Raw genomic sequence first — 12,237 nt, forward strand, 5'->3', positions numbered from 1 at the left:
CTTAGTCCTGGTGATCTCGAATGATGGCGATGAAAAGACTGGAGATTCCAAGCAGCATGAGCAGGCCTATCGCAACAATCAGAATGTTATAGATTCTCTGCGGTTCAACCGGGTATTCGGCCAAAGTGGGAGATTGCAGGATCGACAGCTTTTTAAGCATGCGTACTGCTTCGAGACGACCTCTTTCAAGCGCGACGAGCGACGTCCTGTAAACATCTTGTGCAAAAGCAACTTCCGCCTCAAGACGCTGGAATTCCTCGATGTTTCGATTCAATGTATTGCCAGCAGGCGAGGCCAATCGACCTTGATCCAGTGCCGCCTGACGCTCGAGTGCAGCGATCTGGAGATTGATTTGCGCAACATCCGGGGCATCTGGACTGAGATAGCCGAGCATGCCAGCCCTGCGTGCCTTGAGATCAGATATTTGCCCTTCAAAGCGGGCGGCAATGGCGGTCAGGCTCTCCGCCTTTGACGCGGGCGAGATCATGCCAGTTGAGTTCTGGTAGTTGATGAGCGCCCTGCGTGATACGACGGCTCTTTGGCTGCTTTGAGCGACCTGTTGCTCCAGAAAAATCACCTGCTCTCTGGCCAACTGGTGGGCCATGTTGTTCAGAAATGCTTCGCCTTCCTGCATCAAGGCAGCCGCGATTTTTTGCGCAGTCGCAGCGTCGTAGGCTTGGGCGCGAATGACCAGGACACCGGCCTGATCGTCCATCTCGATGCTGGTCCGGCTCAGGTAGTGCTGGTAAAACCTTTCCTGGGATGCGTCAGCCGACCAGAGCCGGGAAAGCGGATCTCTTTGCCTGTCGCTGTAATGCGCACGCAAATTGAGGCGCCCATGGAGCTTGTTCAACATATCTACGGAACGCAAATGATCCCGAAGAAGAAGGAGATCATGATTGTTGCGCCCTCCGGTGATCAGGCTGCTGAAATCGACGGTTGTGCTGCTTTGCAGATCGGTTTTGTCGACGACTACATGCGCTTCGCTGATATAGCGGTCTGAAGCAATCAATCCCCAATAAAACGCGGCAACCAAAAAAACTAACAACGCGGCCAGCAAGCTTCGGCGACCCGACGAGCGCTTCCAACCCGACCAAGCCAGAGATGGCAGACGACTAAAAAAGTTTTGGGGGCCAAGTCCTACGTCCGACGGCACTTCACTCATCATTAACCACTGTCGTGTCCATTTTGTTTCCAACTTCCTTGAAATCCCTGAGGGCGTCGTCGATTTTTTCGTACCATTTGGCCCCACCATCGTCAAGCCAGATGCAACTCTCGCAGTGCTTTTTCAGTGTGGCAATGCCATTCGATGCCAGAATCAGCCCGCCTTTGTTTGTTTTCTCGATGAATTTGGCTGCTGCTTTTTTGCGAAATTCTCCCAGTCCAGCCGCCGTCGTACCGTCTGAAATATAAATGTCAAAGTCAAACGCCAGGGAAAGTGCCATTTGCAATTTAGCGCGCATGCCGCCTGAGTAGGACCCGACGGGACCGTTAAACGCATCACCGAGCTCGGAAAAGCTTTCGATAAATGCCAGCCGCTCGCGATGCTCATCCACATGGCAAAAAAGCCTGCAAACAAAAATTGCATTCTGGCGACCGGTCATGCTGCCCTGGAGTCCTGTGCCTTTGCCTACCAGCCAGGAAACAGTAGAGTTTCGGATGATGACACCCCGGCTGGGCTTGTCCATTCCGCCGATCAAGTTTAAGAACGTAGTTTTTCCAGCACCCAGCGTACCGATCACGCCTATATTGCGTTTAGCCGGAAGCATGAGTGAAACGTCTTGAAGAACCCACGGCCCGACACCCCTGCGCGACTGGTATCGTTTGGAAACATTTTTGAATTCGATCATGGTGCTTATCGGACTCCAAGACGGTCTTCAAAACGGCGTTGCAGCACAAGTCCCGTCAACAAAGCTCCCGCTGTCCACCATGCGAGATAACCGGCGCTCACGCCTTCGACGAGGTGATAGCCCGGGAAAAAGGCACTCCGCGCCAGCTCAAGCCCGTGAACAATCGGGTTGTACAAAAGAACCTCCCGAAACTTCGGAGGAATGTTGACTGGTGAAAAAAGTACGCCGGACAAAAAATAGAGTGGCGTGAACGCCAGCCCGACGACCTTTCCAACCTCGGGAGAGAGGGTATTAACGACGGACAGGATCAGCCCCAAGCCCGCGCCCATCAGCCAAAGCATTCCGTACGCTTCAATGAGCTTCAGCGGGTCATCAGGCAAAACGTGAAACCCGAACAGCGATGCGCCTGTGAGCAGAACAAAGGTCACGAATGCCAACAGCAGGCCCTCAACCACGGCGCGCACGAGTACTGTGTCTACAGGCAGAACCTGCCTGTAGGCGAGCAGCGCCGTATTGGCCGAAACAGCCTGGGCACTGCGCAAGGCCGTACCCGTAAATTGTTTAAAGCCCATCACCCCGATCGCCAGAAACAACGCGAACTCTACGCCTGAAACATTGCGTTCCCGGATAGTGGAGAACAGGACCATTGCAAAAACAACGTGCGCCAAAGGGTCCACCAGCAACCAAAACCAGGCTGCACGCTGCGTCAAAAGACGGCTCAATATCTCACGGATGAAGAGCGCGTGCCACACGGCTAACGTAACTTGTAGCCCACTCCGATGATCAAGAGGGCGAATAGGCGAGTTCAAATATGCCCCCGAAAATAATGATTACATTGTCTTCGTGACATCGCTGTAGGTTTTGCAGACAAGGAACGACAAATGGCCGTCCCTGCATATTTTTTAGCTACCCAATTCATTCTTTAACGGGGTTAAACGCGTCCGTAGTCATCTTCGAATCTCACTATATCGTCCTCGCCAAGGTACGCACCGCTCTGCACTTCGATCATCACCAGATCAATCACACCGGGATTAATGAGGCGATGTTTATGGCCGGCGGGAATGTAGGTGGACTGGTTGGTCAGCAGCAAGATGTCTTGCTCGCCGTTAACAATGCTGGCCGTTCCGCTCACAACAATCCAATGCTCGCTTCGGTGGTGGTGCATTTGCAGGCTGAGAGCCGCACCAGGCTTTACCTCAATACGCTTAATCTTGAATTGCGGCCCTTCTTCGAGCACGGTATAGGTACCCCAAGGGCGGTGCACGGTACGGTGCACTTTGTGCGCATCGTGCCCGAGTGTTTTGAGTTGCGCGTAAATCTGTTTGACGTTCTGGCTGGAGTGGCGGTTAGCGACCAGCAAGGCGTCAGGGGTGTCGATGATGATGAGATCAGCCACCCCCACAGTACCTACCAACCGGTCTTGGCTTTGAATGTAGCAGTCTGTTGTGTCGTGCATCAGCGCGTGGCCCTGCACCCGGTTGCCGCACCCGTCGGCCTCCGACAGTTCACCCACGGCTGTCCATGACCCGATATCGCTCCAGCCCAATGCGCAGGGCACCATGGAGATGCGCCGGGTTTTCTCCATGACGGCGTAATCAATTGAGTCGTCAGGCACCTCTGCAAAACTTTCTGCGTCGAGCTCGGTCTGCTGCAGGCCCTTGCCAGTGGCGGTGCGCGACTGCTCAAGACACTTTCGCGCGGCAGCCAGAATTCGCGGGCAGTGCTGCTCCAGTTCGGCAAGCATCGCCCCTGCAGTAAAGCAGAACATGCCCGAATTCCACCAATAGCGGCCGCTGGCCAGATATTGACGGGCGGTTTCGAGGTCGGGCTTCTCGACAAAGCGCTTGACGTCGTGGCCCTCGGCCTCGATATAGCCAAAGCCTGTCTCTGGGCCTTCAGGCCTGATGCCAAAGGTCACAACACGGCCCTGCTCGGCCAAGGCCCTTGCCTGAACCACGGCATCGGCAAAGGCCGCTTGGTCGGCGATCAGATGATCGGCGGGCAGCACCAGCAGCACAGCACCGTCTCCATGAGTGCGCTGCACCTGCAAGGCTGCGGCGGCAACGGCGGCGGCGGTGTTGCGACCGAATGGTTCAAGCAAAAAACTGGTAAGCAAGCCTCGTGGATTGACCGGGCGATACTCGTCTTCTGTCTTGAAGAAGAGTTCGCGGTTGGTCACCGTCAGGATTTCCTTGACCCCAGGCAAGTGGGCGCCACGCTGAAAGGCTTTTTGCAGCAGGCTCTGCCCGTCCGCCAGGCGCATGAAGGGTTTGGGGTGCAACTCGCGCGACACAGGCCAGAGCCGGGAGCCGGCGCCGCCGCAGAGAATGACAGGAATAAGCATGGGAAACTCAAAGAAAGACGAACAGGCGTTGGGTCAAGGGTGACCCCAACGCAGGGGCTCGTCTCTTAAGGCATAGACGCTGGCAGAGGCTTGCGTGAGGTTTTTCATTTGCGCCAGAAATGCCGCAGTGACCACTTTGTCAGCAGGGCGGGCATGGTGCCAAAACTCATCGAGCTCGCCCCAAAAGGTGAGATGCGGCTGCTTGTAAAGTGCCTCGCCCAGTGCCATGAGGGGGGCACCCCGCTCCAGTGCCTGCAAGCCGACGGTGCTATTGATGAGCACCACACCAGCGGACCGCTGGGCCAGGTCGGGCGTGTCGCCCTCTACCATGTGGCGCACACGGCCCGTGATGCCCAGTTCAGCCGCGAGGCTGGAAATGAGGCTCACATGCCCGGGTCCCCCTCGGGAATGAGGGTGTTGGCGAAACACCAGCCAGGAGTCTTTGGGTGCGCGCCACGCAAAGGAGCGCATGACGCGGATGATGAAGGCAGTGTTTTCTGCGAACGGGCTGTGGTGGGTGATTTGGGCGTCGCCATCGTGCTGCAGTGGCACAAGGAAATAGTGCCGACTGCCCTGAAACAACCGGGCTTGAAACCGGCGGTCCACAGACTGATGCAGCCATTTGCGTCGCCACGAGTGCAGCCAATAAGCGGCATATTGGTAGGGGTTGTCGCCGCGGTGGTGCTGATAGTGCGGGAAGTCTGCGCGCGATTTGTACAAGGCCATGTAATGCTGAACCGCATGCCAGGCCATTTTTTGAAAATGCCGCGGCGATATGTCGGGCAGAAGATTATTCGGGCGCCGCTTGGCACGGCCTTCGCTGTTCACCAATGCCACGGGTTGCCAGCAGTAACGCTGCAGCGTTGTGGAATAGCCATTGACACCGCCCAACTCCATGGTCAAGTAGCCTGGGCGAAAGTAGCCTTCTTCCAGAACCACAACAGGCAGGTCTTGAGCACGCGCGACCTCCCTGGCCTTTTCGTGGTAGCGGCGCGATTGGCCAAACAACACGACGCAGTCAATACCCAACCGGTGAATCTGACTTTCGAGAAAGGCGGACCACCCCTCAAGCGTACCCCGGTAGGCGATAGGCTGGAGCAACTTGCAGTCGTGCTGGTCTCCACCCTGGAGGGCAATACGGTGGACTTCAGCGCCACAGGTGTGCAGCCAGCGGGTCAGCCGGTCGTAAAAAGGCCCCACCGGCCCCTGCAGCAGCAAGACTTTTCGGGACTTGGCGAGCTGAATCTGAGCCGGGTTGTACGGTACGTGGCGACGGCCTTCGTCGGGATGTGCCGAAAATTGATTTTCCGCGCGCGGCTCATTCCCAGCTTTTAGCGAAACGACTGACATCAACTCCCTTGCTTTTTGCTTTTGTCTTTTTATTTACACTTATCGAATAATCATAACACCCGGTTACAGCAATGAACTGCTGACATTTAGAGCCTATCCGTAAATTATGTTGATCTTCAACGGCACCTTGCGCAGCGCGATGATGGCGGCGGCTATGTGGTTCAGCGCAACGAAGCTGCGTTTGAGCTTCTCGTATCGCACCAGCAGCTTGCGGAAGCGATTGAACCAGCTGTGGCAGACCTCGACCACCCAACGCCGAGCCTTCTTTGTGGGATCGCGCCGCTTGGCATCGGCCTCCTTGCCACGATCAACGACGTGAGGAATGTAGCCGTGGGACTCGATGATCTCCAACGCGCGCCGGCCTCGGTAACCGGCATCGGCGCACAGATGCTTGCTGCGCCGCGCGCCTGGTGTCTTGCGCTTGACCATGATGGTCTGCAGCACGGCATCGAGTTGCGTCACGTCATGCTCATTGGCTCCGGTCACGACGAGCGACAACGGGACGCCACGGCCGTCCACCAGCAGGTGGCGCTTGCTCCCCTTTTTTCCCCCGATCGGTCGGGTTGCGTCCGACCGCCTCTTGCGCTAATGGAGCCTTGAACATGGCCCCGTCGATACTCTGCCAACGCCAAGCGATGCCTTCCATCTGGTCGTACTCGGCAAGCCCGGCTTTCCAGATGGCCTCGAACACGCCAGCGGCCTCCCACTCCAGGAACCGCTTGTGCACCGCACTGGCACTGCCGAAGCGCTCCTTGGGCAGCGCCTTCCATTGGCAGCCCGTGCGCAACACGTACACGACCGCCTCGAACACTTGTCGTGCTGGCTTGGGTGGCCGCCCAGCTCCCGCCTTGCGCAGGTACTCCTTGTCCGCGCTGCGCTCGCGCACCGGAATCAACGGCTCGACGCGCCGCCAAAATTCATCGGTCACCACCCACGATTCGACTCGCTTGCGTGTCGCCATGCATTCGCCCCGACGCCGTGTGAACTACGGCTCAGGACCAGAGTGTACTATTTACGGATAACTTCTTAATAGAGTTCACAACATACGCTTCATCTTGAATGGAGCGTACTTAATAGAGTTCACAACAGCCGCGTATTCGACGCAAGAATGATGAATGGACAACCGTAGTGGCTTGACCCGCTCCCTGCGAGGTCACTTTTGGACGGAGCTTTTGCCCATGGCGATCTCCTGCTTGATTTCGGATACCGAAGCTTCGCCGTTGATGAATCGACCGCCGAGGAAAGCCATTGCCGGCACAGCGCGCCATGCCGGAAGTTGACGGAGTCTGGCGCGGAGGTTGTCGATCACCTCCGTATTGCAGCTGACTTCCGAGAGGCTGCCCGCGCCGCCGCTCCAGGCGGTTTCGTAGGCCGCAACCCTGTTGGGCGAGCACCAGACTTTTCGGTTGATCTCAGCGCTTTTTGGTCCCAGGCTATTGACCATCAAGACGTATATGGTCACATTGTCCAGGCCTTTCATGGTGTTATGCATCGAACGGCAGTAAGGGCACTGCGGATCAGTAATCAGCACCATGACATCACCGTAACCGGGCTTTCCCTTGACGACTTTGATGGCGCTTGAGAAATCCGCGATCTTCATCACATCGGTTAGCGCGAGCTTTGATTCGCCCATATCAACCTCCGCAGCGTCGCTTGATGCCTGAGCAGATGCTCCAGCCGACGTGAAGCTTAAAACGGCGGCAAGCGCTGCGCTCAGAAAATATTGGGTGATGTTCATTTTTGTCTTTGGTGCGAATGGTACTAGCGGTACTGTAACAATCGAATCGAAACCCAAGCTTCGACTGATCGGGATAAACACAAATTTAGCTCCACCTCAGGACACGCCTCAGGCACATGCATTCTTCTCGGTAACACCAGGGGCTTGTATAGATCGCCATGCGTCCCTCAATGCGTTTGCTCCGCATCGGTACGCACCAGGTCCTGGCGGACATTGATACGGCGCATCGCGTCCCGAACCTGCACGATGACGCTGGCCAGCTGCTCGATGCGCTTGGCTTGTGTCGGCCGCAACGTCTCGTACACGGCGCCTGGCAACTCGCCTACGCGCTGCAACGCTTCGAATTCCTCGTTGAAGTTGCGGTAGATCTTGCGCAGGGTGTTGAGGTTAGTTTTGGTGCTGAGGCCGACGATCTGCAGCATCAATGGGGCCAGTTCATCGCGCATCCGGGCGAACTGGGCCGGCGCAATGCACAAGGTTCCGTACATCGTGGTCAGTTCAGCGTTGCTGCGCAGCAGGTGAGCCAGCAAGGTCGCGCCAAGAAACGTTTTCAGGTCGCGCTCACGCTTGCCAAAATGCTGTGTCCCGTTGTGAGTTCCCCGGGCCACGGCCAGTGCCGCGGACTTTTGCTGGCTCAAGCGATGTTCCGCGCGAGTGATGAGGTTCAATGTCATCATTTCGCCGCGCTGGCGGGGGCTGAGCTTGCGCTTCCCTGCCAAACCAATCTGCTCTGACGCCCATTCACGCAAATGGGCGGGGGTTGCCAGGTCAATGCGGCCGCGAAAAGCCGGGCAGTCCTGTGTCGCGATTCGGAACTCGGCAGCCCAGGCCCACCAGCTGTACTGATTGCTGGGGACAGGTGCCTCGCCAGGACGCAGCCATTGGCCATAAGTGAACCCCTGCAGCTGCAGGGCGATAGTGCGCATGCGTGTGGACGTGCCGCCGGCGCGGTAGCTGTCAAGCAAGCGGGTCTGCCATTTCAGCAAATCAGGGCTGCAGTCTGCGTTCAGGTCGTAAGTGCCGTGGTTGGCATGGTGCTGCCGCAATGTCTGGATGAAAAAGGCGTCATCCATGCGGTGGCCACGGCCGGTTTTATCGGCACGGTACTTCGACAGGTCGATCTTGTGCTTGGCCAACAGGCCGCGGGACTTCTCGCTGAGCTTGTTCTTTTTGTGCATGTTCACCTGGTAGCAGAACCAGTTTCGCAATCCTCGGTAGTAGGAGGAGTCGGGGGGCAGGGTGACGCCGTTTTCGCTGACCCAGTGCGCGGCCCACTCCCATGCGTTGGCGAACTCGGCCGGGACGCCTTGGGAGCTGGTCTGCAAGGCCTTGTTGATGTGCCTGGCCAGCACCGGCGGCAATTCAGCACCAGTTGCGTCCAGATCCAGCGCATGTGCTGCGCGCTCGGCCGGCGGGCGCGCGCTCAGACTGTCAAAGTTTTTCAGCGCCTGGTCCAGGGCGGCGAATGGTTGTGGTGCGGATTTGGCACGCGAGGTAGATGCAGGCATGGGAGCTCTCCAGGGTTTAGTGAATCGACCGTCGATTCCCAAAGCACTGGCAGGCGTGGGCGTGCCAATGCTTTGGGGATCGGCCCAGGGCAGGGCAGACGTCGCGAACGAAAGGGGAAGGTGGCCAGCAGACGTGGCAATGCGCACGCGAGGAGCCGCGGGGCGCACAAGTTCAGAAAGAGATACCGACAGACGCACGAAAGCGCGTCAAGACAGACCAAAGATTCAATGAGGGATCAAGTCCGGACCAGAACGGCACGGATGCAATTGGCGCGATCGTGGAACGCGTTAAATGCTGAGTTGAAGGCGGGCACTGGACCCGCGGACCCTTGCTTGGCGGCCATACGGCCATGGGCAAAAGAACGGGTATGAGTTTACATCAGCCCGGCACAGGAGCGCAACACCCCCTCAATATCAATCGTTCGATCTACACCAAAGCGGCCATTTTAGGCCCGTTTCAAGCACCGCTAATTTTCGACCCTCCCCCACCTTGTTAAGCCTTCCCTTCTTCCTTAATCCCACCTAACACACGGGCCACGGCGCATGCGACAGCGCGAATTCGGCGGTCGAAAAATACCGGCTTATCAAGGGGGCGGGGGGTTGCAGAAATAATGCCATGGTGTAGATTGAACGAATGAATAAACAGCGCCACAACCCCTCCGAGCCGCCTCCGCATCAGCTTGCCGACTGGCTGCACCAGCAGTTTCTGCGCCGTCCAGCGCCGCCGGATTTCCACGGAACAAGCCCCTGGGCTGACTCCAACCTCGCCAGCGCGCTCACGCGCGCCGTTCTGCCGGCCATCGACTTGACGTTCACGCGCCAGGACGTGGAAAGCGCTCGCATAGGCTCCGCGGTGGACCGCCTGATGTCGCTAACCGATACGCCGCAGGCCTGCGCCCGGAACCTGAGCCGCCTGCGCCTGGCATTCAGCGGCTACAACCGGGAACCCCACGAAATCGCCCAAATGCGCGAGATCGCGCACTACTTCCAGGCGATCACCTGCCACTGGCCCTACTGGATGCATTTTTTAAGCCCCCAAGCGGACAACATGGCTACACTGCTGAGCCTGACCTTCACCCCCCTGATCGTCAAAGTGGACGGACAGCGCGTGAACTCGCACATCGAGCTCTCTGAGCCGGCCATTGCAAACTTCCAGAACATGGCCCGCGCCACCATCCACCTGCACAACGCCATGGCCGCGCCCCAGCACATCACCCAAACGATGGGTTCGCAATTGCGCCATGCGCTGTGCATGGTGCTGGCATAGTCTCCGCTGTGGCCACCACCTACCAACTCCCTTCAGAAAACACCGCACGCAAGCGGCAGTGGTTTTTCGCTTCCAACGCGGCGGGCCACTCGGTTACCAAGGAAATGCAGTGAAAACCACGCCTAAATCAACTCCTCCCGCCGGCGTCCTGCCTTCCGAGCAGGCATTTCATGTTTGGGCAAATGTCCAGAAGGCCCTTGGGGAGTTGTCAGACGCCTCCATCGGCAAATACAAACCGCTGTGGATGGCCTGGCTCTCTTGGGGCCTTCAACGTGGCATTCCATGGGATGCCATACAGGTCGAGGACATCCAGACCTTCTTGCAAGGCTCGGCGCCGGGCCAAGGCGTCTCGCGCCGGCGAGCCATCAATCCCGATCGCATGTCCTCCTACACGCGCCAGCGCTACTACCGCCTGCTGAAGGGGGTCTACACCACGGCCAACAAAGTCGAATTGATCAAACACAATCCAGCTCTGGCAATGGATGAGAAGGATCGACCGGCTATTTCAGAGACTGACCGCCTGTCACAGGTGTTGGAGCCGTTCTTGTTCAGGGAACTGGTGAAGCCCGAAAGGATCAAGGAAATCTTTCCGGAAAAAACAAAAGCCAACTGGTGGCATGCACGTGACCGGGCCATCATCGCCGTGCTGGTGGAAACCGGTATCACCGTTACCGAGTTGATCGCCCTGCGCGGAATGGATCTTGTGGAGGCTGCACAGGGTAGGGGAGTTGCCACGCCCAATGTGCAGAAATCCATTTTTGCGACACCCAACGCGGAACTGTTGCTCGATGTCATGCACACCAGTAGCGAAGTCGGCCGAACACTGTCCATCGGCCCCCAACTGGCGCCTCTTGTGCGCGCCTGGCTGGCATGGCGGCATCGCCTCCTGGTGGAGCGCAGTGCTGTCACTGAGCCGTTGAGCCGCCGTGACCAGTTCATGGCCACCCATGGTCTGAATGGCCCACTCTTTGTGGCACTCCGCGCCCGGTCCGGCACGGAAATCTTCCCGCTGATGGACTCCACCAGCGTTTATCACACGGTCAGCCAAGCCCTCAAGCGGCTGCGCCAAATGCAACAACAGGAGAGCCTGACCTACGTTGCCAAAGGGCCAGCTGTAGTGCGCAACAGCGTGATTCGGCGCTGGATTGATGAGTACGGCCCCGAAGAAGCGGCCGCCATGGCTGGACTCAAAAACATTCTTTCGTTGCGACTCAAAGCAACTTGAATCGCATCGGGCGCGGATATTGGCTCGGCGGGCCCGCAGACTCATAACCTCGCGCCGGTTCATTCGCCTTCAGTGCGAGGAACAGTTGCGCCAGCAGCTTTGCAATGAACGCCTGGCAATCGTTCACCAACTGCCTGCGACATTGCCAGAAATCGCACACGGTAAATCAGCCGTGCACAGTAAAATACACCTACTTCGCTTCATGCGATTTGCGTGTCGTGTACACGCCGAAACCAAACCCGACTGGGGCTCTCCAGTTGGGGGACTCCCTGGTTGGTTATTTCCAAATAACTAGAAAGGGAGCAATCATGACCATGAAAGCCATCGTTGATGGCTTAATCAATGCACTCAACAAACGACTGGACAGCGAAGCATGGCTTGAGAATTTTCTCAACTATGCCAACACCTCTTCGACCTTAGGTGCTGTTGTCGCCGGTGCTTTCGGCATAGCTGAAAGCTCGCATATCACTACCGCCATGGCAGTCGTTATGTTCGTGGTTTTCTACAGAATCAGCCTCGTGCTGAGGATACGCCTGGAAGCCTTGAAAGAGCGCAAAGAGCATGAACTTGCCGGATAGATAGTGAAAGCACTCGTTGCCGAACTGGAAAAAGACGCAGGTTCTGCTTAAAATATAAGCAAGAAATCCACAGGGGTGACAACACCTTTTTGGAGCTGTACCATTAAGAAACACAATGATTACAGGAAATACCATGGACCCGATCACCATTGTCCAAATTGCACTTGGCGTAGTGATCGTTGTGGGGATTTTTTTCAGCGTTTACGTTGCTCGCAAGAACAGGGTATTGCTGGATGAGAATCAAGACTGGTTGAAACACTAGTCAGCGACCGCAAGGAAAACCATCAGGACAAAGAGGGAGCGTGAGCTCCCTTTTTTCCATCACATTCAACCCATCGGGGCATCTAGCCCCGTAGGGGAAGGTGCCTCCAAATCGG

At 57.1% G+C, this 12,237-nt stretch carries 12 protein-coding genes; 4 read left to right on the forward strand and 8 right to left on the reverse strand.

Annotated elements, in window-relative coordinates:
* Position 1: 1 nt before the first annotated feature.
* The 8 genes from BPRO_RS24745 to BPRO_RS24785 all read right to left on the reverse strand — a co-directional run bounded on the left by BPRO_RS24745 (position 2) and on the right by BPRO_RS24785 (position 8,790).
* Complete coding sequence (locus tag BPRO_RS24745; RefSeq protein ID WP_232291601.1) at positions 2-1,168, reverse strand: chain-length determining protein; 1,167 nt, start codon at positions 1,166-1,168, stop codon at positions 2-4.
* Positions 1,158-1,850, reverse strand: coding sequence for an ABC transporter ATP-binding protein (locus BPRO_RS24750; RefSeq protein ID WP_011485798.1), 693 nt, complete (start codon positions 1,848-1,850; stop codon positions 1,158-1,160). The genes BPRO_RS24745 and BPRO_RS24750 overlap by 11 nt, the downstream gene beginning before the upstream one ends.
* Before the next feature lie 5 nt (positions 1,851-1,855).
* A complete protein-coding gene (locus BPRO_RS24755) occupies positions 1,856-2,602 on the reverse strand; it encodes an ABC transporter permease (RefSeq protein ID WP_049764303.1) in 747 nt (248 codons plus the stop codon).
* Positions 2,603-2,781: 179 nt separating this feature from the next.
* Complete coding sequence (locus tag BPRO_RS24760) at positions 2,782-4,194, reverse strand: mannose-1-phosphate guanylyltransferase/mannose-6-phosphate isomerase (protein ID WP_011485800.1); 1,413 nt, start codon at positions 4,192-4,194, stop codon at positions 2,782-2,784.
* A gap of 33 nt (positions 4,195-4,227) precedes the next feature.
* Positions 4,228-5,544: a capsular biosynthesis protein gene (locus BPRO_RS24765; protein ID WP_011485801.1), complete on the reverse strand. Its 1,317-nt coding sequence runs from the start codon at positions 5,542-5,544 to the stop codon at positions 4,228-4,230.
* A 93-nt stretch (positions 5,545-5,637) separates the two neighbouring features.
* Positions 5,638-6,505, reverse strand: a protein-coding gene (locus BPRO_RS28835; RefSeq protein WP_086003133.1) for an IS5 family transposase whose coding sequence is annotated in 2 segments (ribosomal slippage) — positions 5,638-6,085 and positions 6,084-6,505 — 870 coding nt in all. Because the reading frame shifts where the segments join, the coding sequence is not laid out codon by codon here.
* A gap of 192 nt (positions 6,506-6,697) precedes the next feature.
* The gene (locus BPRO_RS24780; protein ID WP_157045997.1) at positions 6,698-7,282 is read right to left on the reverse strand and encodes a thioredoxin fold domain-containing protein; all 585 of its coding nucleotides are present in this window, start codon (positions 7,280-7,282) and stop codon (positions 6,698-6,700) included.
* Positions 7,283-7,449: 167 nt separating this feature from the next.
* On the reverse strand, positions 7,450-8,790 hold the full coding sequence (locus tag BPRO_RS24785) for a hypothetical protein (RefSeq protein ID WP_011485804.1): 1,341 nt from the start codon (positions 8,788-8,790) through the stop codon (positions 7,450-7,452).
* A 634-nt stretch (positions 8,791-9,424) separates the two neighbouring features.
* Between BPRO_RS24785 and BPRO_RS24790 the strand changes: the two genes are divergently transcribed.
* From BPRO_RS24790 to BPRO_RS30750, 4 genes are all read left to right on the forward strand, one after another.
* Complete coding sequence (locus BPRO_RS24790) at positions 9,425-10,057, forward strand: hypothetical protein (protein ID WP_011485805.1); 633 nt, start codon at positions 9,425-9,427, stop codon at positions 10,055-10,057.
* A 109-nt stretch (positions 10,058-10,166) separates the two neighbouring features.
* Entirely contained in the window at positions 10,167-11,282 is a 1,116-nt protein-coding gene (locus tag BPRO_RS24795; protein ID WP_041390387.1) for a hypothetical protein, read from the forward strand.
* A gap of 308 nt (positions 11,283-11,590) precedes the next feature.
* Entirely contained in the window at positions 11,591-11,860 is a 270-nt protein-coding gene (locus tag BPRO_RS29845) for a hypothetical protein (RefSeq protein ID WP_041390389.1), read from the forward strand.
* A gap of 133 nt (positions 11,861-11,993) precedes the next feature.
* The gene (locus BPRO_RS30750; RefSeq protein WP_255349058.1) at positions 11,994-12,122 is read left to right on the forward strand and encodes a hypothetical protein; all 129 of its coding nucleotides are present in this window, start codon (positions 11,994-11,996) and stop codon (positions 12,120-12,122) included.
* Positions 12,123-12,237: the final 115 nt, after the last annotated feature.

The organism is Polaromonas sp. JS666 (genome assembly GCF_000013865.1).
GTDB lineage: Bacteria > Pseudomonadota > Gammaproteobacteria > Burkholderiales > Burkholderiaceae_C > Polaromonas.